General features: G+C 69.2%; 21 protein-coding genes and 1 tRNA gene. 12 read left to right on the top strand and 10 right to left on the bottom strand.

Features of this window, described 5'->3' with window-relative positions; genetic code table 11:
- Positions 1-266: 266 nt before the first annotated feature.
- Together ACSQ2H_RS12555 and ACSQ2H_RS12550 are read right to left on the bottom strand one after the other, a co-directional pair.
- Positions 267-653 carry a hypothetical protein gene (locus ACSQ2H_RS12555; RefSeq protein WP_436061723.1) on the bottom strand — a complete coding sequence of 129 codons (387 nt, stop codon included), beginning with the start codon at positions 651-653 and terminating at the stop codon, positions 267-269.
- 226 nt (positions 654-879) lie between these two features.
- Positions 880-953, bottom strand: a tRNA-Cys gene (locus tag ACSQ2H_RS12550).
- A gap of 156 nt (positions 954-1,109) precedes the next feature.
- Here ACSQ2H_RS12550 and ACSQ2H_RS12545 point away from each other — a divergent pair.
- The 6 genes from ACSQ2H_RS12545 (at position 1,110) to ACSQ2H_RS12520 (ending at position 9,516) form a co-directional block, all read left to right on the top strand.
- Positions 1,110-1,682 (top strand): protein-L-isoaspartate O-methyltransferase family protein, encoded by a 573-nt coding sequence (locus ACSQ2H_RS12545; protein WP_436061722.1) that lies wholly within the window; start codon positions 1,110-1,112, stop codon positions 1,680-1,682.
- Between the two features lie 147 nt (positions 1,683-1,829).
- Positions 1,830-3,335 (top strand): TolC family outer membrane protein, encoded by a 1,506-nt coding sequence (locus tag ACSQ2H_RS12540; RefSeq protein WP_436061721.1) that lies wholly within the window; start codon positions 1,830-1,832, stop codon positions 3,333-3,335.
- Between the two features lie 134 nt (positions 3,336-3,469).
- Complete coding sequence (locus ACSQ2H_RS12535; protein ID WP_436061720.1) at positions 3,470-4,012, top strand: DUF2497 domain-containing protein; 543 nt, start codon at positions 3,470-3,472, stop codon at positions 4,010-4,012.
- A gap of 160 nt (positions 4,013-4,172) precedes the next feature.
- Complete coding sequence (locus ACSQ2H_RS12530; RefSeq protein ID WP_436061719.1) at positions 4,173-6,836, top strand: valine--tRNA ligase; 2,664 nt, start codon at positions 4,173-4,175, stop codon at positions 6,834-6,836.
- Between the two features lie 177 nt (positions 6,837-7,013).
- Positions 7,014-8,768 carry a class I adenylate-forming enzyme family protein gene (locus ACSQ2H_RS12525; RefSeq protein ID WP_436061718.1) on the top strand — a complete coding sequence of 585 codons (1,755 nt, stop codon included), beginning with the start codon at positions 7,014-7,016 and terminating at the stop codon, positions 8,766-8,768.
- A gap of 16 nt (positions 8,769-8,784) precedes the next feature.
- Positions 8,785-9,516, top strand: a complete 732-nt coding sequence (locus ACSQ2H_RS12520; RefSeq protein ID WP_436061717.1) for a TlyA family RNA methyltransferase — start codon at positions 8,785-8,787, stop codon at positions 9,514-9,516.
- An 85-nt stretch (positions 9,517-9,601) separates the two neighbouring features.
- On the opposite strand, the gene ACSQ2H_RS12515 is transcribed toward ACSQ2H_RS12520, so the two are convergent.
- Entirely contained in the window at positions 9,602-10,186 is a 585-nt protein-coding gene (locus ACSQ2H_RS12515; protein WP_436061716.1) for a hypothetical protein, read from the bottom strand.
- Positions 10,187-10,235: 49 nt separating this feature from the next.
- Positions 10,236-10,691, bottom strand: a complete 456-nt coding sequence (locus tag ACSQ2H_RS12510; RefSeq protein ID WP_436061715.1) for a glycine zipper 2TM domain-containing protein — start codon at positions 10,689-10,691, stop codon at positions 10,236-10,238.
- Positions 10,692-10,864: 173 nt separating this feature from the next.
- Here ACSQ2H_RS12510 and ACSQ2H_RS12505 point away from each other — a divergent pair, with 173 nt between their 5' ends.
- Positions 10,865-12,151, top strand: coding sequence for a class I SAM-dependent RNA methyltransferase (locus ACSQ2H_RS12505; RefSeq protein ID WP_436061714.1), 1,287 nt, complete (start codon positions 10,865-10,867; stop codon positions 12,149-12,151).
- On the opposite strand, the gene ACSQ2H_RS12500 is transcribed toward ACSQ2H_RS12505, so the two are convergent.
- Both ACSQ2H_RS12500 and ACSQ2H_RS12495 read right to left on the bottom strand, forming a co-directional pair.
- Positions 12,141-12,875, bottom strand: coding sequence for a DUF4328 domain-containing protein (locus ACSQ2H_RS12500; protein ID WP_436061713.1), 735 nt, complete (start codon positions 12,873-12,875; stop codon positions 12,141-12,143). The two genes, ACSQ2H_RS12505 and ACSQ2H_RS12500, sit on opposite strands and share 11 nt — an antisense overlap.
- A 53-nt stretch (positions 12,876-12,928) precedes the next feature.
- On the bottom strand, positions 12,929-14,026 hold the full coding sequence (locus ACSQ2H_RS12495; RefSeq protein ID WP_436061712.1) for a PA0069 family radical SAM protein: 1,098 nt from the start codon (positions 14,024-14,026) through the stop codon (positions 12,929-12,931).
- A 60-nt stretch (positions 14,027-14,086) separates the two neighbouring features.
- Here ACSQ2H_RS12495 and ACSQ2H_RS12490 point away from each other — a divergent pair, with 60 nt between their 5' ends.
- Positions 14,087-14,539 (top strand): hypothetical protein, encoded by a 453-nt coding sequence (locus ACSQ2H_RS12490; RefSeq protein ID WP_436061711.1) that lies wholly within the window; start codon positions 14,087-14,089, stop codon positions 14,537-14,539.
- Here ACSQ2H_RS12490 and ACSQ2H_RS12485 read toward each other — a convergent pair.
- Together ACSQ2H_RS12485 and ACSQ2H_RS12480 are read right to left on the bottom strand one after the other, a co-directional pair.
- Positions 14,536-16,134: a transglycosylase SLT domain-containing protein gene (locus tag ACSQ2H_RS12485; protein WP_436061710.1), complete on the bottom strand. Its 1,599-nt coding sequence runs from the start codon at positions 16,132-16,134 to the stop codon at positions 14,536-14,538. The two genes, ACSQ2H_RS12490 and ACSQ2H_RS12485, sit on opposite strands and share 4 nt — an antisense overlap.
- Positions 16,135-16,200: 66 nt before the next feature.
- A complete protein-coding gene (locus ACSQ2H_RS12480) occupies positions 16,201-17,019 on the bottom strand; it encodes a uracil-DNA glycosylase (RefSeq protein WP_436061709.1) in 819 nt (272 codons plus the stop codon).
- Between the two features lie 143 nt (positions 17,020-17,162).
- On the opposite strand from ACSQ2H_RS12480, the gene ACSQ2H_RS12475 reads away from it, so the two are divergent.
- From ACSQ2H_RS12475 to ACSQ2H_RS12465, 3 genes are all read left to right on the top strand, one after another.
- Positions 17,163-18,851 carry an electron transfer flavoprotein-ubiquinone oxidoreductase gene (locus ACSQ2H_RS12475; protein ID WP_436061708.1) on the top strand — a complete coding sequence of 563 codons (1,689 nt, stop codon included), beginning with the start codon at positions 17,163-17,165 and terminating at the stop codon, positions 18,849-18,851.
- Positions 18,852-18,961: 110 nt separating this feature from the next.
- A complete protein-coding gene (locus tag ACSQ2H_RS12470) occupies positions 18,962-20,668 on the top strand; it encodes a tetratricopeptide repeat protein (RefSeq protein ID WP_436061707.1) in 1,707 nt (568 codons plus the stop codon).
- 3 nt (positions 20,669-20,671) lie between these two features.
- Positions 20,672-21,559, top strand: coding sequence for a 4-(cytidine 5'-diphospho)-2-C-methyl-D-erythritol kinase (locus ACSQ2H_RS12465; protein ID WP_436061706.1), 888 nt, complete (start codon positions 20,672-20,674; stop codon positions 21,557-21,559).
- A gap of 69 nt (positions 21,560-21,628) precedes the next feature.
- Here ACSQ2H_RS12465 and ACSQ2H_RS12460 read toward each other — a convergent pair whose 3' ends face one another.
- Together ACSQ2H_RS12460 and ACSQ2H_RS12455 are read right to left on the bottom strand one after the other, a co-directional pair.
- The gene (locus ACSQ2H_RS12460) at positions 21,629-23,059 is read right to left on the bottom strand and encodes an ammonium transporter (RefSeq protein ID WP_436061705.1); all 1,431 of its coding nucleotides are present in this window, start codon (positions 23,057-23,059) and stop codon (positions 21,629-21,631) included.
- Positions 23,060-23,096: 37 nt separating this feature from the next.
- Positions 23,097-23,435: a P-II family nitrogen regulator gene (locus ACSQ2H_RS12455; protein ID WP_183769692.1), complete on the bottom strand. Its 339-nt coding sequence runs from the start codon at positions 23,433-23,435 to the stop codon at positions 23,097-23,099.
- A gap of 345 nt (positions 23,436-23,780) precedes the next feature.
- Between ACSQ2H_RS12455 and ACSQ2H_RS12450 the strand changes: the two genes are divergently transcribed.
- Positions 23,781-24,176, top strand: coding sequence for a hypothetical protein (locus ACSQ2H_RS12450; RefSeq protein ID WP_436061704.1), 396 nt, complete (start codon positions 23,781-23,783; stop codon positions 24,174-24,176).
- Positions 24,177-24,195 lie beyond the last annotated feature (19 nt).

Raw genomic sequence — 24,195 nt, 5'->3', positions numbered from 1 at the left:
TTCAGAGCGCTGCATGAACGGCGGTTGTGCGTCGCGCAGCAGGATCGCGAGGCGTCCGACAAGGTCGCTCATTCGACTGCGGGTCAGCGTCCCGCTTGTCTGGCTGACAGTTCTGTCGCCCATAGCCCACCTTCCAACCCCACGGCGCTTCTGCGGCGCAACGGGCTCCCATGGACAACATAGAAGCCCCGCCTATTAAGGAAAGCTAGGGAAATCCCTTCCGGGGTGTGCTCAGTCCCGTCACACGTGTCATGGGCGACACGGCGCTAGGACGCCGGCGTCGGCGTCGTCAGACGCTCCCCGACCGCAAACACGATTTTGTCGAAGTGCTTCACGACGCGGCCCTCGGCGACAATGTTCGAGGACATGACCGGAGCCCCGGTATATTCGAGCATGCTCCCTCCCGAGGGGACGGCGACGACGCTTAGGGTCATGCGCTCGCCAAATGACATCGCGGACATGGGGGCTTTGGCGGAAACGCGGGCCATGGCTGCGCTCTCTTCCTGGATCTTGAATCCCGAGGCGGGAAGCGCCTGGAGAAGGGCGGCGTAGACCTCGTCCTTCGAGTTTGGGAACTGCTGGCGAAGTGTTTCGGCGTGCGCCGGCGCCGCAAGGCCGAAGGCGCATGCTGCAATGATGATGGCTTGTTTCATTCTCTATTCCCCCCCGGGACCTTCCCCGATCGTCCGGCGAAGCATCGCCGTGAATCTTCTGACAATCGACTAACGCGTCAACGACCTGCGTCGCGCGTGACGCCGATCGGATCTCCGGTCCCCTCGGGACCTCGACTCGCTACTACTCGATGCGAGCTTGTGGCAGGCGGACGCCCGCACGCGCGCTGGTCTAGAGCTTGTCGTCTTGATTTTGCTGGGAAAAATTTGGAGGCCTGACCGAGAATCGAACTCGGGTTCACGGATTTGCAGTCCGCTGCGTCACCACTCCGCCATCAGGCCGCCGCCGGCCGGAGCCGGGGAGGGCGGATCGCTAACAGAACAGGCCGCTCCCTGCAATCCTCTCTCGCCTCTCTCATGGGCCGATTGCCTTCACGTCAGCGGCGGACCTATAAGCGCGCCAAGTTTCTTATTCTGCGTCTGCCCCGTCGAGGAATCATGGCCGCCGATTTCGCCGCAGCCCGGCTCAACATGGTCGAGAGCCAAGTTCGCACCAATGACGTGACGGACGTGCGTCTGCACGACGCGATGCGCGCGATTCCGCGCGAAGCGCTGATCCCCGCGGACCGGGGCTTCCAGGCCTATGCCGACGTCGATGTCGAATACGCCCCGGGCCGCTATCTGCTGCGCCCGCGCGAGGTCTCCAAGCTGCTGCAGGCGGCCAAGCCGGTCGAGGGCGAGCGGGTGCTGGCGATCGCCGCTCCCTACGCCGCGGCGGTTCTCGAGGCGGTCGGCCTCGACGTGACGCGCTTCGACGCCGAGGAACTGAAGGCCGTCCCGGGCGGCGACTACGACCTGATCGTGGTGGAAGGCGCCGTCACTCGGGCGCCGCAGACCTGGCTCGACGCGCTGGCCCCTGGCGGCCGTCTCCTGGTGGTCGAACGGAACGGACCTACCGGTCAAGCTGTTTACTATGTCCGCGCCGACGACGGCGTCGGCCGCCGTACGCTGTTTGACGCCATGGCGCCTGTTCTGCCGGGCTTCGAACCGAAGGCGGGGTTTGCGTTCTAGGTCGAGGCGATCCTCGCGTGCAGATGGCGCACGTGAAACATGGCCGAAACCTTGGGGTGAAAAAAGCTTAAGGTCGCGCCCACTAGTCCGGCGCTGAATAGCCGGTCATATAGGACCCGGTCTCACTACGCCGTTTCGGGGATAACCATGTTCAATAGTCGTCGCGGAGGTTTGTTGGCCGCGGTCTACAGCGCAGGACTTGCGCTCACGATCGCCGCGCCCGCGTCCGCCGAAACCCTGGCCGAGGCGATCGCGCTTGCGTACGACTCGAACCCGACCCTCCAGGCCCAGCGCGCCACGCAGCGGGCGCTCGACGAGAACTGGGTCCAGGCCCGCACCGGTTATCGCCCGCAGGCCTCGGTGACCGGCTCGGTCGCCTATGCCGACATCCGCACCCCCGGCCAGGGCGACTACATCGACACCAACGGCGACGGCATCCGCGACACCCTGGTCGCCGGCCGTCGTGACGACAACAGCGCCAGCGCCACCCTGCAACTGAGCCAGCCGCTTTACACCGGCGGCCGCGTGGCCGCGGCGGTGAACGCCGCCGAAGCCGACATCCTGGCCGGCCGCGAGCAACTGCGCCGCACAGAGGCCACGGTGATCCAGTCGGTCGTCCAGGCCTACGCCGACACCCGGCGCGACCAGGAAGGCCTGCGTATCCGCGAAGAGAACGTCCGCGTCCTCCAGCGCCAGCTCGACGAGTCCAAGGCCCGCTTCGAGGTCGGTGAAATCACCCGCACGGACGTCGCCCAGTCCGAGGCCCGTCTGGCCGCGGCCGAGGCCCAGCTCTCGCAGGCCCAGGCCCAGCTGGCGTCGAGCCGCGCGGTCTACGCTTCGGTCGTCGGCCAGAACCCGGGCGATCTGGCGCCGGAGCCGCCGATCTCGTCCTTCCTGCCGGCCGACGTGGCCCAGGCCTACGAGGCGGCCGAGATCAACAATCCGCAGATCCGCCAGGCGCAGTACACCGAGCAGGGCAGCCGGGCTCGTGTCGCAGCGGCTCGCGCCGAGCGCATGCCGAACCTCGGGCTCACCGGTTCGGTCGGCTACAGCGGCACGGCCGATCCCTGGCAGGGCGAGGATTCGTCGCGCGCGGTCCGCGCGGGAGCGACCCTGACCGTGCCGTTGTTCACCGGCGGCCTGGTCTCGTCGCGCGTGCGCGCGTCGATGGAGCGCAACAACGCCGACCGCATCAACGTCGAGGTGGCGCGCCGCTCGGTCATGCAGAGCCTGACCCAGGCCTGGAACCAGCACCTGGCCAGCAAGGCGAGCATCAGCTCGACCGACCAGCAGGTGAAGGCCGCCCGAATCGCGGCCGAGGGCACCAAGCAGGAGCAGCAGGTCGGGCTGCGCACCACGCTGGACGTGCTGAACGCCGAGCAGGAGCTGCGCAACGCCGAGCTCTCGCAGGTCAGCGCCCGCCGCGACGAGTTCGTCGCCGGCTCGCTGGTGCTGGCGCAGATGGGCCAGTTGGAAGCGCCGATTCTGGAGCCGAGTCTGACGCGCTACGACCCCAGCGCCAATTTCCGCAGCAACCGGATCACCTGGGGCTGGGTGCCGTGGGAAGAGCCGATCGCCGTGGTCGACGGCGTGTTCACGCCCAAGACCGTCGAGAAACCGATGGCCGCTCCGTCTCCCGCCGCGCCGAAATAGGGTTAAAGTTTTAGTGCACGGTTTCGCCTGTGAGGCGATTAGGCGCTTGCGCCTTCTGGCGGAAATTGCAGGATCACACCGTCGCGCCAAGCTTGGCGTGACGGATTCTCTTTCGCACCACCGGCGGCCCTGAAATGTCTGAACAGACCTCGCAAGAACCGACGATGGAGGAGATCCTGGCCTCCATCCGACGCATCATCTCCGAAGATGACGCGCCGGCGGACGCCGCGGCTCCCGAAGCTGAGCCCGAACCCGAACCCGTCCAGGCGACCGCGCCGGTGTTCGAGCCCGAGCCGGAGCCCGTCGTCGAGGAAGACGACGGCGCGCTGGAGCTGACCGACAAGATCGAGTCGCTCGGCGACCTCGACGTCTACACCCCGTCGGTGAGCGAAGAGCCCGAGATCCCTGCCTACGAGCCGCCCCCGGCGCCGCCCGCACCGGCGGTCGAGATCGGCGACGGCCTGGTCGGCGCGGTCGCGGCCAGCGCCGCGGCCTCGGCCTTCGGTCAGCTGTCGCGCTCCATCCAGATGCCGGCCGAGGGCCGCACGCTGGAGGACGTGGTCCGCGAACTGCTTCGCCCGCTGCTCAAGCAGTGGCTCGACGAGAATCTGCCGGGCATCGTCCAGCAGACCGTCGACAAGGAAGTCGAGCGGATCGCCCGCGGCGGCGTACGCTAGGCGAACACGAGCACCGCTCACCCGGTTCGCCGGGCCCCCAAGCCGGGTCTGCATTTTCGTTTTCGCGAGTCCGCTTGGATCCCCGCTGGCGCGGGGATGAGCGGATTCCCATGTCATCGCGCTTCCACGCCGATGCTCGAAAATGTATGCAGCGCCCCAAATGCTTGAAAAGAATTTCGACCCCAAGACCGCCGAACAACGCCTCTACGCCATGTGGGAGGGCTCCGGCGCGTTCGCGCCGAGCGCCGATCCGGCCGCCGAGCCGTTCTCCATCGTCATCCCGCCGCCGAACGTCACCGGTTCGCTGCACATCGGCCATGCGCTGAACAACACGCTGCAGGACGTGCTGACCCGGTTCGAGCGGATGCGCGGCAAAGCCGCTCTCTGGCTGCCCGGCACCGACCACGCCGGCATCGCCACGCAGATGGTCGTCGAGCGCCAGCTGGCCGCCGCCGGCAATATCGGCCGCCGCGACATGGGCCGCGACGAGTTCATCGCCAAGGTCTGGGAATGGAAGGCCGAGAGCGGCGGGACCATCACCAACCAGCTGCGCCGCCTGGGCGCCTCCTGCGACTGGAGCCGTGAGCGCTTCACCCTCGACGACGGGCTCTCGGCCGCGGTCCGCAAGGTGTTCGTCACCCTCCACAAGCAGGGCCTGATCTACCGCGACAAGCGCCTGGTGAACTGGGATCCGCACTTCCAGACCGCGATCTCCGACATCGAGGTCGAGCAGAAGGAAGTCGACGGCGCCTTCTACCACTTCGCCTATCCGCTAGAGGACGGCTCCGGCGAGATCGTCGTCGCGACGACGCGTCCGGAGACCATGCTCGGCGACACCGCCGTCGCGGTCCACCCGACCGACGAGCGCTACAAGGGCCTGATCGGACGCGCCGTCCGCCTGCCGATCGTGGGTCGCCCGGTGCCGATCATCGCCGACGAGTACGCCGATCCGGAAAAGGGCTCGGGCGCGGTGAAGATCACCCCGGCGCACGACTTCAACGACTACCAGGTCGGCAAGCGCAACAACCTGCCGATGATCAACATCTTCACCGAAGATGCGAAGATCAACGAGAACGCCCCGGCCGAGTATCAGGGCCTCGACCGCTTCGCGGCCCGCAAGAAGGTGGTCGCCGCCTTCGAGGAACTCGGCCTGCTGCGCGAGATCGAGAAGACCCGCCACGCCGTCCCGCACGGCGACCGCTCGGGCGTGGTCATCGAGCCCTACCTGACCGACCAGTGGTACGTCGACGCCAAGGTCCTGGCCCAGCCGGCGATCAAGGCGGTGGAAGAAGGCCGCACGGTCTTCGAGCCGCGCCACTGGGAAAAGACCTACTTCGAGTGGATGCGGAACATCGAGCCGTGGTGCATCTCGCGCCAGCTCTGGTGGGGGCACCGGATCCCGGCCTGGTACGGCCCGGACGGCAAGATCTTCGTCGCCGAGAGCGAGGAGGGGGCCAAGGCCGCCGCCCTCGACCACTACGGCCACGAGGAATACCTGCGCCAGGACGACGACGTCCTCGACACCTGGTTCTCGTCGGGCCTGTGGCCGTTCTCGACCATGGGCTGGCCCGAGAAGACCAGCGACCTGGAGCGGTTCTATCCGACCAGCACCCTGGTCACCGGCTTCGACATCATCTTCTTCTGGGTCGCCCGGATGATGATGATGGGCATCCACTTCATGGGTGAAGTGCCCTTCGACCGCGTCTTCATCAACGCCCTGGTTCGCGACGCCGAGGGCAAGAAGATGTCGAAGTCCAAGGGCAACGTCATGGACCCGCTGGAGCTGGTCGACGACTTCGGCGCCGACGCCCTGCGCTTCACCCTGACCGCCATGTCGGGCCAGGCGCGCGACATCAAGCTCTCGCGCCAGCGCATCGAGGGCTACCGCAACTTCGGCACCAAGCTCTGGAACGCGGCCCGCTTCGCGCAGGTGAACGGCTGCGCCCGCGCCGAGGGCTTCGACCCGGCCAATGTGAAGGGCGTGCTGAACCGCTGGATCGTCGGCGAGACGGTTCGCACCGTTCATTCGATCACCAAGGCGCTGGAAGGCTGCAGCTTCGACGGCGCCGCGAACGGCCTCTACCGCTTCATCTGGAACACCTTCTGCGACTGGTACGTCGAGCTCTCCAAGCCGCTGCTCAACGGGACCGACGAGGCGCTGAAGGCCGAGACCCAGGCCACCGCCGCCTGGGCGCTCGACGTCATCCTGAAGCTGCTGCACCCGGTCATGCCGTTCCTCACCGAGGAGCTGTGGGCCCAGACGGCCGACCTTGGCGCTCCGCGCGGCGAGGGGATGCTGATCACCGCCCGCTGGCCGCAGCTGCCCGACACCCTGATCGATCCGGACGCCGACGCCGAGATCGGCCTGATCGTCGCGGCCGTCAGCGAAGGCCGCTCGGTGAAGGCCGAGCTGAACGTGCCGCATTCGGCCCGCCCGCCGCTGCTGGTCATCGACGCCACCGACGCCCAGCGCGCGGTGTTCAAGACCAACGCTGCGGTCATCGCCCAGACGCTGCGCGTGGCCGAGGTCGACTTCGTCGATCAGGCGCCGCAGGGGGCCATCCCCTTCGTCGTCAACGGCGCGACCCTGGCCCTGCCGGTGGCCGAGTTCATCGACCTGACCGCCGAGCGCGCGCGCCTGGCCAAGGAGATCGCGGGCCACGCCTCCGACATCGCTCACGTGATGAAGAAGCTCGGCAATCCGGCCTTCGTGGCCAACGCCAAGGAAGAGGTGGTCGAGGAGAATCGCGAGCGCCTGGCCGAGTCCGAGGCCGCCAAGACCAAGCTCGAGCATGCGCTGAGCCTGCTCGAGGCCGTGGTCTAGCCACCCGCGTTACGCCGCTTCGCCGATGAATGGTCGGCGGGGCGGCGTTCGTCCAGCTTTGGTGCGATTACCTGCCGCCGCGTCAAACGCACGTTTGCACCCGGAGCTAGGTTATGCTTGTTCACCTACGACGACGCGGGCGCGTTCAAGGCCCGCGCGAGCATTAGGAGAACGCCTATGTCCGAGGCTGTGCTGCCCGCTGGCTGGCCCGCCATGTCCATCGCCCAGGCCCACGCGCTGATCACTGCGCCTGGATCCCCGGCCGAGATCGAGACGGTGGATATCCGCGGCGTTCCCACCCGGACCTGGAAGAACCTGCCGCCGTCGCTGCGCTCGATCGTCGAGCTGGGCCGCGCCCACGGCGAAAGGGTGTTCCTCGTCTACGAAGACGAGCGCGTCACCTACGAAGCCTTCTATCGCGCCGTCTCGGCCCTGGCCCGCCAGCTGCAGGCTGACGGCGTCCAGAAGGGCGACCGCGTCGCCGTGATCATGCGCAACCTGCCCGAATGGGTCGTGGCGTTCTACGCCGCCGCCTCGCTGGGCGCGATCGTGACCCCGCTGAACGCCTGGTGGACCGGCCCCGAGCTGGAGTACGGCCTGACCGATTCCGGCAGCAAGGTCGTGCTGATGGACGCCGAGCGCTACGAGCGCCTGACCGAGCACCTGCCCAACTGCCCGGACCTGGTCCGCGTCTATGTCAGCCGCTCGCGCGAAGAGATCGCCCATCCCCAGGTCACCACGCTGGAAAGCGTGCTGGGCGGCGCCAACGAGTGGGCCAGCCTGCCGGACCAGGCGCTGCCGCCGGTCGACATCCATCCCGACGACGACGCCACCATCTTCTACACCTCGGGCACCACGGGTAAGCCGAAGGGCGCCCTGGCCACCCAGCGCGGCGTCAACTCGAACATCATGGCCGGCGCCGTCGCCGGCGCGCGCGCCTTCCTGCGCCGCGGCGAGAAGCCGCCGGAGCCGGATCCCGCCGCGCCGCAACGCTCGTCGCTGATCTCGATCCCGTTCTTCCACGTCACCGGCTGCATGGCCGTGCTGAACCCGTCGCTGGCCGGCGGCGCCAAGCTGGTGATGATGCACAAGTGGGACGTCATCCGCGCCTTCGAGCTGATCCAGCGCGAGCAGATCCAGTCGGCCGGCGGCGTGCCGACCATCGCCTGGCAGCTGATCGAGCATCCGGCCCGCGCCAACTACGACCTCTCCTCGCTGGAGTCGGTCTCCTACGGCGGCGCGCCCTCGGCCCCGGAACTGGTCCGCAAGATCAAGGAGACCTTCCCGAAGTCGGCCCCCGGCAACGGCTGGGGCATGACCGAGACCTGCGCCACCGTCACCACCCACGGCGCCGAGGACTACGCCAACCGTCCCGACAGCTGCGGCCCGGCGGTCCCGGTCAGCGACCTGGAGATCCGTGACCCGGCCGACGGCGTCACCGTGCTTGGCCCCAACGTCGTGGGCGAGCTCTGGGCCCGCGGCCCGCAGGTCGTGAAGAACTACTGGAACAAGCCGGAAGCCACCGCCCAGACCTTCGTCGACGGCTGGGTCCGCACCGGCGACCTGGCCCGCGTGGATGAAGAGGGCTTCTGCTTCATCATCGACCGCGCCAAGGACATGCTGATCCGCGGCGGCGAGAACATCTACTGCATCGAGGTCGAGAACGTTCTCTACGACCATCCGGCGGTGATGGACGCGGCGATCGTCGGCATTCCGCACCGGACCCTGGGCGAGGAGCCGGCCGCGGTCGTCACCCTCAAGCCGGGCGCCTCGGCGACGGAAGAAGAGCTCCGCGCCCACGTGGCCGAGCATCTGGCGGCGTTCAAGGTGCCGGTGAAGGTCCGGTTCTGGCACGAGACCTTGCCTCGCAACCCGAACGGCAAGATTCTCAAGAACGAGCTGAAGAAGCTGTTCGTGGAGGAGCAGGCCTAACCCGCCTGGACAAGGCTTGGGCAAGAAGCGCGCGGATGTCGTCCTGGTCGAACAGGGCCTGTTCGACAGCCGCGCGAAGGCCCGGGCCGCCATCGAGGCCGGCGGCGTCAGCGTCGCCGGCCGCGTGCTTTCCAAGCCCTCAGACCTGATCGACGAGGCCGCGGACATCGCCGCCGTCGCCGCCCACCCGTATGTCGGGCGCGGGGCGCTGAAACTGGTCCACGCCCTGGACCTCTGGCCGGTGCAGGTCGAAGGCCGCACCGTCGTCGACGTCGGGGCCTCGACCGGCGGCTTCACCGAGGTCTGCCTGCTGCGCGGCGCGGCGCGGGTCTACGCCGTCGATGTCGGGCGCGGACAACTGCATCCCAAGCTGGCGGGCGATCCGCGCGTGGTGGGACTGGAGGGCGTCGACGCCCGCAACCTCGACCCGCGCCTGATCCCGGTCGCCCCCGATCTCATCGTCACCGACGTCAGCTTCATCGGCCTGGCCAAGGCGCTGCCTGCGGCCCTGGCGCTCGCGGCCGGCGCCGCCGATCTTGTCGCGCTGGTGAAGCCGCAGTTCGAGGTCGGGCCCGAGCACGTCGGCAAGGGCGGGCTGGTCAAGGACGAGGCCGCGCGCCGCCGGGCGCTGGACGAGGTCGCGGCGTTCCTGACGGCCTCACGCTGGGCCGTTCGCGAGACCGCCGACAGTCCGATCGCCGGCGGCGACGGGAACCTCGAGTTCCTGCTCTGGGCCCAGAGGGCCTGATCCAAAAAAGGAGAAGCCGCCCGCGCGGGGTGGCGCGAGCGGCTTCCGTCCGTCGAATACGCCGACGGGCTCCCCCTTGGGAGGCTTAGTCGACGACCTGGAAGTTCCCGTTCGCGTCGGGGCAGACGCGGACGAAACGCTTCTGGGTGCGGCCGTCGGGCAGATAAATCGGGCTTTCGGCCAGGGTGCAGCCGTCGGTGGCGGCCGGACGCTCGACCACGCGATAAGGCTGGCCGCGGTCGTAGTCGCGCCGGTCGTCGTACGAACGGGCGTAGTAGCCGCTGTCGGCCGGCTGGCCGTAGTAGCCGTTGTAGGTGGTCTGCGGGGCGCGATAGGCCGTGCCGCCGCAAGCCGCCGAGTTCTTGCCGACCGCCGCGCCGCCCAGGGCGCCCAGCGCGCCGCCCAGCAGGGCGCCTTCGGTGCGGGCGTTGCGCGCCGCCGCGTTCGAACCGATCGCCGCGCCCAGCGCGCCGCCGACCAGGGCGCCGACCGTGCCGCGGTTGGTCGAGTCACGACGGCAGGGGTCGTAGTAGGTGTTGCCGTAGCTGTTGCCGTAGTACGGCGCCGACTGGGCGGCCGCGAAGGTGGGGATGGCGGCGGCCGAGCCGAGCGCCATGACGCCGGCCACGCCAGCAAGTGCGCTCTTGGCGAAGGTCGAACGGAAGTTCATTGCGGATTACCCCTCTTGGGACTGATGCGATGTTGGTCTTGTTCTTGATTTAGCTGCGGCCGCTCGGACGCCAGACGCCGTCACGGCCCCGGCAGACCTCGTAGCTGTGGTTGCGGCCGCCGTAGTTGTCCTGCACCCAGCGGCAGTTGCTGGGCTGGCTGTAGCTGCTGCGCTGATAGTTGCTGCTGGTGCGGGCGGCCGGGCGCGGGGCAGGGGCAGGGCGATAGTTGCTGCACTTGCTGTTGCGCTTGCCGATCTCGTGGCCGGCCACGGCGCCGACCGCGCCGCCCAGAACGGCGCCTTCGGTCTTGGCGCCCTTGGCGGCGACGCCGCCGCCGGCCAGCGCGCCGACCAGGCCGCCGACGATGGTGCCCTTGTTGGCGCTCTGGCGCTGTTGCTCGCGGCAGGGGTCGTAGGATTGCGCCGACGCGACGCTCGGGAACGTCACGGCGGGCACGGTGATGGCCATCATCCCGGCGGCGGCGAGAGCAAGAGCGCGTTTCATCGGCTTCTCCTTCATTCAAACTCGGAGGCGGCGCCGAAGCCCCGCCTGCGCTATGGAACTTGGCTGAACGAGTCTGAACGGTGCTTGAGTGGCCTGTTCATGTACGTTCATCTTCGTTGACGCCTTGTCCCGCCTGGGATTGCGGGGTCGGCGCCATCAGGCGAGTTTCAAGCATGCGACGTCCCCGGCCTCATCGGGCCCGACCCACCGAAGCCCCGTCCGGTCCGCCGGTCGAGGTTCTGATCGAGGCTGTAGGCGGCGAGGGCGACGGCATTGCGGCCGGTCCGCTCTATGCGCCGTTCACCCTGCCGGGCGAGCGCGTGCGCCTGGCGGCCGGCCCGCAGCGCCGCGAGGTCGAGGCGATCCTGGCCGCCAGCCTGCAGCGCGTGACCCCGCCGTGCCCGCACTTCGGCGTCTGCGGCGGCTGCGCCCTGCAGCACTGGGAACACGAGGCCTATCTGGCCTGGAAGGTCGAGCGGCTGATCGGCACCCTGGCGCGCGAACGGATCGAGACGGAGGTCCTGCCGGCCTTCGCCGCCAAGCCGCACACCCGTCGCCGCCTGGCGCTCCACGCCCGTCAGGGCAAGAAGGACGCCGCGCGCCTCGGCTTCAAGACCCGCAAGTCGTGGGACGTCGTCGACATCAGCGCCTGTCCGATCGCCGATCCGGCCCTGGAGGCCGCGCTGCCGGCGCTGCGCCGGCTGGCCGCGCCTTTGTTCGAGCACCCGAAGTCCGCGCCGACCCTGCACGTGACGCTGACCTCCACGGGCCTCGATATCGACATCAGCGGCGTCGAGCGCAAAAGCGGCGGGCTATCGGCTGACGCGCGCATGCGCATGGCCGAGTTCGCGGCGGAGGCCGACTTCGCGCGCGTCACCATGGATGGCGAGGTCGCCTACATGGCCCGCCAGCCGACCGTCCGCATCGGGCCGGCGACCGTCGCTCTGCCGGCCGGGGCGTTCCTGCAGGCGGTGCCCGAGGCCGAGGCGGCGATGGCCGCGATGGTCGTCGAGTCCGCCGCCGGCGCCGAGCGGATCGCCGACCTGTTCTGCGGCGTCGGCACCTTCACCTTCCGTCTCGCGGCGGTCGCGCCCGTCCTGGCCGTCGACGGCGCGGCCCCGGCCGTGCGCGCGCTCAGCGCGGCGATCTCCACGGCGCCGGGCCTGCATGGGATCACCGCCGAGGCCCGCGACCTGACACGCCGGCCGGTGCTGGCCGAGGAGATGAAGCGCATCGATACCGTGGTCTTCGACCCACCGCGGGCCGGCGCGGCCGAACAGTCGGCCGAGATCGCCCGCTCGGGCGTGGCCCGCGCCATCGGCGTCTCCTGCAACCCGGCGACCTTCGTGCGCGACGCCCGCACCCTGATCGACGCGGGCTTCACCCTCGAGCGGGTCCTACCGGTCGACCAGTTCCTCTGGTCGCCCCACGTCGAGCTGGTCGGGGTGTTCAGCCGCTGACAAAAGCGGGCGCGCCCGTCTCACGCTCGGTGAACACTGCGATGCTCAGAGCCTGACTTTGGACCTCGGTCACCCGGCGGACCACAGCCATCAGGACCAGGATCAGCGCGACCGCAACGATGCTCGTCAGAACGTTGAACTGGTTGCTGCTTGCGACTTCGTCGACGGACTTCGCCGAGAAACTCAGCCGAGTGCTGATGTTGCCGAGCAGCCCGTTGAGGATGAACAGGCCCCACCACCAGCGCAGCAGGGGCGGCGTCTCGACGTTTCGCCACCCTTGCGGCGACTGGCTGATCTGCCAGGTTTCGCGCATGGCCTTGAACGGCATGTAGAGGGCGGCGAAGGGGATGAAGTACCATCCGACCGCCCACGCTGGCCTGACCTCCTTGCTGGGCGCGAGGAGGGAGGCGTTCAGATTGACCCGGTAGATCCACTTCAAGGTGAGAAAGCCGGCGACGAGATAAACCAGCGTGTAGGCGACGCCGCTGACGCCGACCAACAGATTGACGGCGTCGCCCAGCGGCGCGTCTTCATAGGGCAGATCAGGCGTTGCGTCTGAATACTGGCGCAGAGCGCCCAGCTCCATCAGGCAGGCGAGACTGAACATGAGCTCGGCGGCCAAAAGCCCCCATTGGCTGGCCAGGACGGTGCGCGCCAGCGGCTCCGGCGCCTTGGTTGTCGTTGCTTTGCTCATGCACTTTCCCCACGCGCCTTGCGAAAACAAGCTATAGCTTAAGCGGCGCCCGGGCAAACTGCTCGGTGGGCGTGCGGCCAGGATCAGCCCCCGAACAGATCGCCCTGATCGCCCGCCTTCGCTGGAACCTTGAACTGCGACAGGTCGAGGGCTGGCAGTTTCTCGTCCAGGCCAAAGCGCTTCTTGGCCGCGTGGAAGCGCTGCGACATCAGTTCGGCGATCGGACCTTCGCCGCGCATGCGCTTGCCCCATTCGGGATCGTAGTCGCGTCCGCCGCGCATCTGGCGCACCAGCGACATCACCCGCCGCGCCCGGTCGGGATGGTCGGTCTCCAGCCATTCGCGGAACAGATCCTTGATCTCGCGCGGCAGCCGCAGGGCGACATAGCCGGCGCCCCTGGCCCCGGCCTCGGCGGCCCGTTCCAGCACCGCCTCCATTTCGTGGTCGTTGAGGCTGGGGATCGCCGGCGCGAACATCACCACCACCGGCACGCCGGCGTCGGCCAGCGCCTTGATCGCGCCGATCCGCCGCTCGGGCGTCGCCGCCCGCGGCTCCATGCTGCGCGCCAGCCTGCGGTCCAGGCTGGTGACCGAGATCGCCACCCGGCAGAGGTTGCGCCGGCCCATGGCGGCCAGCACGTCGAGGTCGCGCAGGATCAGCGCCGACTTGGTGATGATCGAGCAGGGGTGTCCGAAGCGGAGCATCACCTCCAGCACGCCGCGGGTGATCCGCGTGGTCCGTTCGACCGGCTGATAGGGGTCGGTGTTGCCGCCGATGTGGATGAACTCCGGCCGGTAGCGAGGCGAGGAGAGTTCCTTCTCCAGCAGCTGCGCCGCGTCCGGCTTGAAGAACAGCCGGCTCTCGAAATCGAGCCCGGGCGACAGTCCCATATAGGCGTGCGCCGGGCGGGCGTAGCAGTAGATGCAGCCGTGCTCGCAGCCGCGATAGGGATTGATCGAGCGGGAGAAGCCGACGTCCGGGCTGTCGTTCTTGCTGATGATCGTGCGGGCGTTCTCCGGGCTCAGCGTGGTCTTCAGCTGCTGGGGCTCGGCGTCCTCCACTGTCCAGCCGTCATCGAACGCCTCGCGGGCCTGGCTCTCGAACCGGCCGCTGGCGTTGGACCGCGCCCCGCGGCCGCGAACAGTGATCTGCTGGGTGAAAGTGCTCACAGCGGCGAGCATAGCATTGGGCGCGAACAAAACAAGAACAATGTTGACGCAGGCCGCGAAGCGTCACCTTTGATGGGCATGATTTCCGTCGTCGTCACCTCGGCCGATTCCGACCGCGATCTCGCCGCGCTGCTGGCGGCCCTGGTGCCGGCTGCGGTCGACGGTCTGGTGCGCGAGGTGCTGGTCGTCGACGGCGGTTCGACCGACGCAGCCGTGGCGATCTGCGAAGACGCCGGGGCCGACCTCGTCACCGGCTTCGCCGCGGCCCTGCGCCGGGCCCGGGGCGACTATGTGCTGGCGCTGCCGCTGTCGCTGCGCCTGCGGCCGGGCTGGGACGAGAGCGTGCGGCGGCGTCTGGAGGAGGGCGGCGGGACCGCCCTGCTGGTCGCGCGCGAACCTGGCCTCCTCGAACGCCTGACCGGGCCAAAGCTGGCCGGCGTGCTGGCGCGGACGCAAGGGCTGGACGGCGTGGACGATCTGGCCGCCCTGCGCCGCCGCGTCGGCCGCGCGCCGGTCCTCAGCTAGCGGTCGAGCCGGGCGTCGACCGAGCGCGCGCCCTGGGCCAGGGCGTCGAGGGTCTTGGTGTCGAGGCCGAACTTCTTGCGATAGGTCCAGTAGCCCGCCATCACCTTCTCGACGTAGTTGCGGGTTTCCTGGCTCGGCAGGCTCTCGATCACCATCAGGCTGTCGCCCTCGTCGCCGACCATCTTGGCCGTCTTCAGCAGCGTGCCGGGGCCGCCGTTATAGGCCGCCACCGTGCGCAGGATGTCGTAGCCGACGCCGCGCTCCATAAGCCAGGTCACATAGTCCTGTCCGACGCGCAGGTTGAACGCCGGGTCGAACATCGGGCTCATGTCCGCCTTCAGCTTGTCGTCGCCGGCGGCGCGGGCGGCCGCTTCCGGCATCACCTGCATCAGCCCGACCGCCCCGGCCGGCGAGACCGCCTGCGGGTTGAAGCGGCTTTCCTGCCGGACGATCGCATAGACCAGCGCCCGGTCGATGGTGAAGCCGGACTTCGGTTCCAGGACCGGGGTCGGATAGTCAGGCTCGGCGAACGAGCGGGCGGCCGGCAGCGAGGCGGCGACGTCGGCGTCCGACGTCAGCGGCGCGTTCAGCGCCAGTATCAGCGACATCCACTGCGAGCGGTCGGCTTCGGTCTTGGCCATCGCCAGGCCCGCCCGCAGCTCCAGCCCGGCCTCGACCGGCATCCCGATCTGGGCCAGCGCCGTCGCGCGGTGGGCGCGGGCGTCGTCGCGGATGAACGGGGTCAGGTGCGCGCTGGGCGCGGAGGCGAAGGTCGCCGGCACGATCTCCCGGGTGACAAGCGGCGGCAGGGGCGGGGCTTCAGAGACGCGATCCAGCGCCTCCAGCCGCACACGGCGCTCGGCGATCATGCCGTAGAAGGTCGTCGGGTGGCGCGCGGCCAGCTTCAGGAAGCCCTGGGCGCGGGTCGTGTCGCCGGTCTGCTCCAGCGAGCGCGCGGCCCAGTAAGCCGCGCCCGAGCGCAGCCACGGGTCTTCTTCTTCGTCGCGGGCGACCTGGCTGAAGAAGGTCTGGGCGACGGCGTAGTTCTTGAGGCGATAGGCGGCCAGGCCGGCGATCCAGCGCTCGCCCACGGCGGGGGCCAGATCCATCGCGGTCTGCACGTCGCCCGAATAGAAGGCCTCGCGCGCCTTGCGGGTGCGGTCGGCCGGAGCCTTGCCGGAAATCCCCTGGGCGGTGATCTCGACCCGTCGCCAATCGGCGCCGGCCAGCAAGGGGGCCTTCAGGGGCTTGGCGATCGCCGGCTTGCGTTTGCTGGCCAGGGTGTAGATTCGCTCGGCGCCGGGCAGGTCGCTGTACTGGTCCAGCCACTTGGCCAGGTCGTCATAGCTCGCGACGTGCCCGCCCGGGTGCATGAGCTGGCGGAACGCCAGGTGGCCGGCCAAGGAACGATCCTTGATCTCGGACGTCTGCATTTCGGCGTCGATGAAGTCGCCGCGGTCGACGGCGTCGAACGCGGCGGCGTAGCGCTTGGCGTCCCACGGGCTCAGGGCCTGTGGCGCAGCGTTCGTCGTTCCGGCGATGGCGGAGCAGATCATGGCCAAGACCGCGATCCGCATGCCCTTGCGTGCCCGCATGCGATCCCCACGTCGCCGCCTCTGCGCGCGGACAACGTGACCCTCAGTTCTCGTGACGGTTAAGTCTTAAGCGCCACGGTCAGGGCGATCAAGCCGTTCGGTCAGGGTCAGAAGGTCGCTCCAGGCCTTCTTCTTGGCCGCGGGCTGGCGCAGCAGGAAGGCCGGATGCAGGGTCGGCATGGCCGGCAACTCCAGGTTTCCGGCCTCCGAGCGCCACTCGAACCAGCGGCCGCGCAGCGACAGGATGCCCTCGTCGCGCTTGAGCATCGACTTGGCCGACGGCGCCCCCACCAGCAGCAGCATCTTGGGCGACACCAGTTCGATCGCGCGCTCCAGAAACGGTTGGCAGACAGCCTGTTCCTGCGCCGAGGGGGTGCGATTGCCGGGCGGACGCCAGAACACGGTGTTGGTGATGAACACCCGTCCGCTGAGGCCCGCGCCGGCCAGCATCTTGTCCAGCAGCTGGCCTGCGCGGCCGACGAACGGCTCGCCGCGCGCGTCTTCGTCGGCGCCGGGACCTTCGCCGATCACCAGCAGCGGCGCGTCGGCCGCGCCGCGCGCGAACACCGCCTGGCGCGCGCCTTCAAATTTAAGAGAGCAGCCGTCGAATCCGGCGATCGCCGCCTTCAGCGCCTCGAGGTCCTGCGCGGCCGCGGCCAGCTGCCGCGCCTGGGCGATCGCGCTGGCGACGTCCGCACCGGTCCCGGCGCGCACCGGCGTAGGCGGCGCGGCAAGCGGCTTCTTCTCTGGCGGCTTGGGGGGCACGAACTTGCCCGCCTCAATCCGATCGATGGGCGTATCATGCAGCATGGCGTCGACGCCCGCTTCCGCCCAGAAGGCGAGGAGGCTTTCGGCGACACGATCGAAGGGCACGGCTTGGCTCATGGTACTCTTTAAAGAGCGTCTATAGCCGAGTTCGCGCTTGACCGCCCTTGTACAAGCTTCGGATAAGTCGCCCGACGGATCAACGCCGCGTGAAACAAGGGGGAGGGGAACCCCGGCGCGGCCTTTTGGGAGTTACGGGGATCATGAGCGAGACCATCGCCACTGATACGATTGAACGCGAAGCGATGGAATACGACGTCGTGATCGTCGGCGCCGGGCCCTCGGGGCTGTCGGCGGCCATTCGCCTCAAGCAGTTGGCCGAAGCCGCTGGGACAGAGGTCTCGGTGGCGGTGCTCGAGAAGGGCTCGGAAGTCGGCGCCCACATCCTCTCGGGTGCGGTGATCGATCCCAAGGGCATCAACGAGCTGCTGCCCAACTGGAAGGAACTCGGCATTCCGCTGGAGACCAAGGTCACCCGCGACAAGTTCGTGATCCTCGGCCCGAACGGCGACCTGGACGTCTCCTGGCTGCCCTTCCCGAAGTGGATGCTGAACCACGGCAACTACATCGCCTCGCTCGGCAACGTCTGCCGCGCCCTGGCCACCCACGCCGAGGCGCTCGGCGTCGAGATCTATCCGGGCATGGCCGCCTCGGAAGTCGTCTACAATGAAGACGGCTCGGTGAAGGGCGTCGTCGCCGGCGTGTTCGGCGTCGACAAGGACGGCAACCACGGCCCTGACTACCAGCCCGGGATCGAACTGCACGCCAAGTACACCTTCATCGGCGAAGGCGTCCGCGGTTCGCTGGCCAAGCAGCTTCAGGCCCGCTTCGGCCTCACCAACGGCCGCGACGCCCAGAAGTTCGGCATCGGCATCAAGGAACTCTGGCAGGTGCCGGACGAGAACTTCGAGCCGGGCCTCACCCAGCACACCTTCGGCTGGCCGCTCGACAACGCCACCGGCGGCGGCTCGTTCATGTACCACTTCGGGGACAACTACGTGGCCATCGGCTTCGTCGTGCACCTGAACTACAAGAACCCGTGGATCTCGCCCTTCGATGAGTTCCAGCGCTTCAAGACCCACCCGACCATCCGCGGCTACCTGGAAGGCGGCAAGCGCGTCGCCTACGGCGCCCGCGCCATCACCGAGGGCGGCTCGCAGTCGCTGCCGCAGCTCTACTTCCCGGGCGGCGTGCTGCTCGGCTGCTCGGCCGGCATGGTCAACGTCCCGCGCATCAAGGGCAGCCACAACGCGGTCAAGAGCGGCATGATGGCCGCCGAGGCCGCCTTCGAAGCCATCCAGGGCGGTCGCTCGAGCGACGAGCTCTCGGGCTACGAGGACGCCTACAAGAAGTCCTGGATCCACAAGGAGCTGTGGGCGGTCCGTAACTTCAAGCCGCTGTGGTCGAAGTTCGGCACCATCCCCGGCATCGGGCTCGGCGCCGCCGACGCCATGATCGCCAACATCTTCGGCGGCTGGTCGCCGTGGGGCACGGTGAAGCACGGAAAGACCGATGCGGAATCGACGGGCCTGGCCAAGGACTACAAGCCGATCGTCTATCCGAAGCCGGACAACGTGTTCAGCTTCGACAAGCTGTCGTCGGTGTTCCTGTCGTCGACCAACCACGACGAGAACCAGCCCGCGCACCTGAAGCTCAAGGATCCGAGCATCCCGGTGAACGTGAACCTGCCGCGGTTCGGAGAGCCAGCGCGCCTGTTCTGCCCGGCCGGCGTCTACGAGGTGCTGTACGACGAGGCGGGGAACAATCCGAAGTTCCAGATCAACTTCCAGAACTGCGTCCACTGCAAAACCTGCGACATCAAGGATCCGTCGCAGAACATCAACTGGACGACGCCGCAGGGCGGCGACGGGCCCAATTACCCGAACATGTAAGAGACCGAAGGGGGCCCTCGCGGCCCCCTTCTTTCTTTGGGCTCGCGATTTCACCTGAGTTCGTCGACCACGCCTTGAACTCGCCCGCGAAAGCGCCGAGTTTCGCACGCATGCGCCGTCTGCTTGTCGCCCTCGCTCCGCTGCTTCTCGTCACCGCTTGCGCCACCGCCGCGCCCCAGGACGTCGCCTGGACGCCGCCCGTCAATGACGGCATGGGCGGCTCGGCCTACGGATCCTTCCTGGCCGGGCAGGGGGCGCTCAACGACGGGGCCGGCGCCGAGGCCGCCGCCTACTTCGAGCGCGCCGAGCTCGAGGGCGGCTCCAGCGACCTGCTCCGTGACCGCGCCTTCACCGCCGCCGTGCTGGCCGGCGACATTCCGAAAGCCGCCGTGCTGGCGCCCAACGGCGCCGACGCCTCCGAGGCCACCAAGCGGCTCGGTCAGCTGGTCGTCGCCGTCGAACTGATGGCGCAGGGCAAAGGCAAGGAGGCGCAGGCTGCGCTCTCCGGCGACGCCATCGGCTTTCCGCATCGCGGCGCGGCCGCGCTGCTCGCCCCCTGGGCCGCGGCCATGGCCGGCGACACCGAAGGCTCGCTCGTGCGCCCCGAGATGCGCGGCGACCGCGTCGTCGACTACTTCGGCCAGCTCGGCCAGGCCTGGCTCTTCGAGCGCGCCCGCCGCTACGACGAGGCCGAGACCGACTACAAGGCTCTGACCGGCGGCGACGCCCCCGGCGACATCGCCGTCCAGGCCTATGGCGCCTTCCTGGAGCGCCGCAATCGCCGCGCCGACGCGGTCGCGCTCTATGACCGCTCGTTGGCCGTCCAGCCGAACAACGAGAACCTGATCAGCGCCCGCGCGCGCGCCGCCGCGGGCAAGTCGGCTCCGGCCGCGCCGAACCTGCGCCAGGGCGCGGCCCAGGTGCTGGTCGCCCCGGCCGCGACCATGCTGGCCGCCAAGCAGGAGCAGCTCGGCCTGGCCTACCTCCGCCTGGCCCTGCGGCTCGATCCCGGCCGCGACACCGCCTGGTTGATGGTCGGCGACATCATGGAGGCGGCTGGCGACGTCAACGGCGCCCGCGCGGCCTACGCCAGGCCCAAGCCCGGCTCGAACGACTACAGCGCCGCGCGCAGCAAGCTGGCCTGGAGCTACCAGAACGCCAAGCAGTCCGACGTGGCGCTGAAGATGGCCCAGGAGGCCGCCGCCAGCGGCGACGCCGAGGCCAAGCTCACCTACGCCGACCTGCTGCGCGCCAACGAGCGCTACGACGACTCCGCCCAGGTGCTGAGCGGCTTGATCGACGCCAACTCCACCGCCGACTGGCGCCTGCTCTACATGCGCGGCGTCGCCTACGAGCGCGCCGGTCATTGGCCCGAAGGCGAGCGCGACCTCAAGGCGGCGCTGGAGCTGCGCCCCGACGAGCCGGAACTGCTCAACTATCTCGGCTACACCTGGATCGACCGCGGCGAGCGCCTGGCCGAGGCCCTGGGCATGGTCGAGCGGGCGGTGGCCGCCAACCCGCAGTCGGGGGCGATGATCGATTCCCTCGGCTGGGCGCACTACCGGCTTGGCGACTACAAGAAGTCCGTCGACCTGCTGGAGCAGGCGGTCGAGCTGGAAGCCGGCGATCCGGAGATCAACAATCACCTCGGCGACGCCTACTGGCGCGTCGGCCGCCGCATCGAGGCCGAGTACCAGTGGCGGCGCGTGCTGACCCTGGATCCCGATCCGAAGATCAAGGCCGACGTCGAGGCCAAGCTCGCCTCGGGCCAGGGACCGAAGGGCCCGTCCGCCGCGCCGCGCATCGCCGGCCAGTAGCCGATGAGCCCGATCGCCTTCGCTCCGGCGAAGATCAACCTGTTCCTGCACGTCGGCGCGCCGGGCGCTGACGGCTACCATCCGCTCTGCAGCCTGATGGCCTTCGCCGATGTCGGCGACCGCGTCGTGCTGCACGAAGCCGACGTCCTGTCGGTTCGCGTCCACGGCCCGTTCGGCGGCATGCTGGCGGGCGAGGGCGACAACCTCGTGCTGCGCGCCGCCCGCGCCCTGCTGGCCCGCGCCCGCGGCCCCCAGCCGCTGGTCGGGCTTTCGCTGGAAAAGCTGCTGCCGGTGGCCGCGGGCCTCGGCGGCGGTTCCAGCGACGCTGGCGCGGCGCTGCGGCTGCTGCGCACCGCGCTGGGCGTTCAGGTCGACGATGACGCGCTTGAGGCGATCGCCGCCTCGCTGGGCGCCGACGGCGCGGCCTGCCTCTGGGGCCGGCCGGTGCTGGCGCAGGGGCGGGGAGAGCTGCTGACCCCGGCGCCGCAGTTGCCGACCATCGAGGCGGTGCTGGTCAATCCGCGGGTCGAGGTCTCGACCCCGGCCGTCTACCGCGCCTTCGACGCCCTGGGCGACTTCGGCGACGTCGAGCCGCCGCCGATGCCGGCCGCCTTCGAGAGCGTCGAGGAGCTGGCCGCCTGGCTCGGCATGATGAGCAACGATCTCCAGGCCCCGGCTATCGGCCTGGCGCCCGAGGTTGGCGACGTGCTGGCCACCCTGGCCGAAGAGCGTGAGACCCTGATCGCCAGGATGTCCGGCTCGGGCGCGACCTGCTTCGCCATCTGCGCCAGCGACATCGAGGCTGACGCCCTGGCCGCCCGCGTGGCCGCGCTGCGCCCGGACTGGTGGACCGTCCGCTGTCGCCTTGGCGGCCCCTGGCCGGACGCCTGATCCCCACGCGCCGAAACGAAAACGGGGGACCCGAAGGCCCCCCGTTCCCATCCCCCCGTTTGAGGCGATCTAGTCGTGCAGGGCTTCGCCGTGCTGCGACATGTCCAGGCCTTCGACCTCGGCTTCGTCGCTGACCCGCAGGCCGATCGTGTACTTCACGACCATCAGGATCAGGAACGTGGCCACGGCGGTGAAGGCGATGGTGACGCCGACGCCCCAGGCTTGGGTCATCAGGCTCGCGCCTTCGCCCAGGCTGTTGACCTTCGGGTCGGCCAGGACGCCGGTCAGCAGAGCGCCGACGATGCCCGCGATGCCGTGCACGCCGAAGGCGTCCAGGCTGTCGTCGTACTTCAGCAGGCGCTTCAGCCACACCGCGCCGAAGTAGCCGCCGGCGCCGCCGAGCAGGCCGATGATCAGCGCGCCTTGCGGGTTCACGAAGCCGGCGGCGGGCGTGATGGCCACCAGGCCGGCCACGGCGCCGGAGGCGAGGCCCAGCATGCCGGGCTTCTTGCGCTCGACCCACTCGATCAGCATCCAGGCGATGGCGGCCGCGGCGGTGGCGACCTGGGTGTTCAGCATGGCCACGCCGGCCAGCGAGTTGGCGCCGACAGCCGAGCCGGCGTTGAAGCCGAACCAGCCGACCCACAGCAGGCTGGCGCCGATCATGGTCAGCACCAGGTTATGCGGCGCCATGTTCTCGCTGCCGTAGCCCTTGCGGCGGCCGAGCACGAGCGCGCAGACCAGGCCCGCGACACCGGCGTTGATGTGGACGACCGTACCGCCGGCGAAGTCGAGGACGCCGTCGCCGCCCAGGAAGCCGCCGCCCCAGACCGCGTGGGCGGTGGGCGCGTAGACCAGCAGGGACCAGAGCACGGTGAACACCAGCATGGCCGAGAACTTGATGCGCTCGGCGTAGGCGCCGGCGATCAGCGCCGGGGTGATGATCGCGAAGGTCATCTGGAACATCACGAACACCGATTCCGGGATCGTGGCGGCCAGGCCGTTCGTGCTCTCCATGGTCACGCCCGAGAGGAACGCGTTCCCCAGCCCGCCGATGACCGCGTTGAGGCCCTCGTTCGAGTTGGTGCTGAAGGCCAGCGAGTAGCCGGCGACCATCCAGACCACCGAGATGACGGCGGTGATGGCGAACGACTGGGCGACCGTCGCGATGACGTTCTTGCGGCGGACCATGCCGCCGTAGAACAGCGCCAGGCCCGGGATGGTCATCATCAGGACCAGGGCGGTGGAGGTCAGCACCCAGGCGGTGTCGCCGGTGTCGAGGGTCGGCTCTGCGGCCGGGGCTTCGGCGGGCGCGGCCTCGGCCGGCGCGGGCGCCGCTTCGGGCGCGGCCTCTGGCGCAGCGGCGACGGGCGCCGCCGCCTCGGCTGCGGCGGGGGCGGCCGGAGCAGCCTCCTGCGCGAACGCCGGGGCGAGCGCGCCGCCCGCCAGCGCGGCGGCGAGCGCCAGGCCCGCCAGCTTGTTGAATCTCGTTGTGTTCATTGTCGTTATCCCCTTGTCCCGATGAGTTCGGCGCGCGTCACAGCGCCGCCGTGCCGGTCTCGCCGGTTCGAATGCGCACAGCGTCCTCGACGTTGAGGACGAAGATCTTCCCGTCGCCGATCTTGCCGGTGGCGGCGGCGCCCTTGATGGCCTCGACGGCCTTGTCGGCCGCCGCGTCGTCGACCACGGCCTCCAGCTTGACCTTGGGCACGAAGTTCACCTGGTACTCGGCGCCCCGGTAGATCTCCGTCTGGCCCTTTTGGCGGCCGTAGCCCTTCACCTCGGAGACCGTCAGGCCTTCGATGCCGGCGCCCACGAGCGCTTCGCGCACGTCGTCCAGCTTGAAGGGTTTGACGACCGCTATGATCAGTTTCATCGCCTGCTCCTGCGCGTCCCCAGCCGGGGGGCGCGCGTTCGATTTGTCCCGCATCCGCCGGAAGATGCGGCTGGCATCCCCCCTCCGACGGCTAAGGGCGACGCTATCGACGCGCGGCCCGCGGAACGGCGCCCGGTAACTTCTGATCAATGAAAAGGCGCGGGAGGCACGATTGCTGTGCAGAACGGGGGTGCGGCGCCCAAATTTCAGGCGAATTGGCGCTCCAGCGGGCGTTTGCGCCCGTCGGGCCTGCGGTTTGGAGCGGAACAAAAGCGCGGCGCCGAGCGCTAGAACGGGACGCAACCTGGTGGCGGGGGCCAGGTGGATCATTCGGAGGCGATGACGATGACCATGAAAACCCTGCTCACAGCCGCAGCCGCTCTGGCCCTGATCGGCGGCGCCGCCCACGCCGGTGAAGGCGCGAAGAAAGCCAAGCCCGCTGCTGCGGCGGGTCAGCAGCATTCCGGCGCGATGACCGCGCCTGGAGCCGACGCTTCGGCCACTACGCCCGACACCAGCGTCAACCCGCCGGGCGACGCGGCGCCGATGATGGCGCCCGACAACGACGCTGCGGCGATGCCGCCAGCCAGCGCCGACGCCTCGGCGCAGGGCGTGCCTGCCTCGGCGACCGTCGCCAGCAATGCGGTGACCAATGGACCTGTGGCCGACACGCCCGAGAACAGGGCGAAGTTCAAACCGCTGTCCCGCGCCGGACGGGCGACCACGCCGCGCGGCAATTAGAACAAGGCATTCCGCCTTG

Origin of the sequence: Phenylobacterium sp. LjRoot97, assembly GCF_964254345.1 — a bacterium.
Classification (GTDB): domain Bacteria; phylum Pseudomonadota; class Alphaproteobacteria; order Caulobacterales; family Caulobacteraceae; genus Phenylobacterium.
The sequence above is the reverse complement of the archived record's forward strand: the minus strand, read 5'-3'. Positions and strand labels throughout refer to the sequence as shown.

Excerpts from the sequence above, each read along its gene's own strand:
- ACSQ2H_RS12555 (WP_436061723.1), bottom strand. The coding sequence starts at position 653 with ATGAAACAAGCCATCATCATTGCAGCATGCGCCTTCGGCCTTGCGGCG.
- ACSQ2H_RS12545 (WP_436061722.1), top strand. The coding sequence starts at position 1,110 with ATGGCCGCCGATTTCGCCGCAGCCCGGCTCAACATGGTCGAGAGCCAA.
- ACSQ2H_RS12540 (WP_436061721.1), top strand. The coding sequence starts at position 1,830 with ATGTTCAATAGTCGTCGCGGAGGTTTGTTGGCCGCGGTCTACAGCGCA.
- ACSQ2H_RS12535 (WP_436061720.1), top strand. The coding sequence starts at position 3,470 with ATGTCTGAACAGACCTCGCAAGAACCGACGATGGAGGAGATCCTGGCC.
- ACSQ2H_RS12530 (WP_436061719.1), top strand. The coding sequence starts at position 4,173 with ATGCTTGAAAAGAATTTCGACCCCAAGACCGCCGAACAACGCCTCTAC.
- ACSQ2H_RS12525 (WP_436061718.1), top strand. The coding sequence starts at position 7,014 with ATGTCCGAGGCTGTGCTGCCCGCTGGCTGGCCCGCCATGTCCATCGCC.
- ACSQ2H_RS12515 (WP_436061716.1), bottom strand. The coding sequence starts at position 10,186 with ATGAACTTCCGTTCGACCTTCGCCAAGAGCGCACTTGCTGGCGTGGCC.
- ACSQ2H_RS12510 (WP_436061715.1), bottom strand. The coding sequence starts at position 10,691 with ATGAAACGCGCTCTTGCTCTCGCCGCCGCCGGGATGATGGCCATCACC.
- ACSQ2H_RS12505 (WP_436061714.1), top strand. The coding sequence starts at position 10,865 with ATGCGACGTCCCCGGCCTCATCGGGCCCGACCCACCGAAGCCCCGTCC.
- ACSQ2H_RS12495 (WP_436061712.1), bottom strand. The coding sequence starts at position 14,026 with ATGCTCGCCGCTGTGAGCACTTTCACCCAGCAGATCACTGTTCGCGGC.
- ACSQ2H_RS12490 (WP_436061711.1), top strand. The coding sequence starts at position 14,087 with ATGGGCATGATTTCCGTCGTCGTCACCTCGGCCGATTCCGACCGCGAT.
- ACSQ2H_RS12485 (WP_436061710.1), bottom strand. The coding sequence starts at position 16,134 with ATGCGGGCACGCAAGGGCATGCGGATCGCGGTCTTGGCCATGATCTGC.
- ACSQ2H_RS12480 (WP_436061709.1), bottom strand. The coding sequence starts at position 17,019 with ATGAGCCAAGCCGTGCCCTTCGATCGTGTCGCCGAAAGCCTCCTCGCC.
- ACSQ2H_RS12475 (WP_436061708.1), top strand. The coding sequence starts at position 17,163 with ATGAGCGAGACCATCGCCACTGATACGATTGAACGCGAAGCGATGGAA.
- ACSQ2H_RS12470 (WP_436061707.1), top strand. The coding sequence starts at position 18,962 with ATGCGCCGTCTGCTTGTCGCCCTCGCTCCGCTGCTTCTCGTCACCGCT.
- ACSQ2H_RS12465 (WP_436061706.1), top strand. The coding sequence starts at position 20,672 with ATGAGCCCGATCGCCTTCGCTCCGGCGAAGATCAACCTGTTCCTGCAC.
- ACSQ2H_RS12460 (WP_436061705.1), bottom strand. The coding sequence starts at position 23,059 with ATGAACACAACGAGATTCAACAAGCTGGCGGGCCTGGCGCTCGCCGCC.
- ACSQ2H_RS12455 (WP_183769692.1), bottom strand. The coding sequence starts at position 23,435 with ATGAAACTGATCATAGCGGTCGTCAAACCCTTCAAGCTGGACGACGTG.
- ACSQ2H_RS12450 (WP_436061704.1), top strand. The coding sequence starts at position 23,781 with ATGACCATGAAAACCCTGCTCACAGCCGCAGCCGCTCTGGCCCTGATC.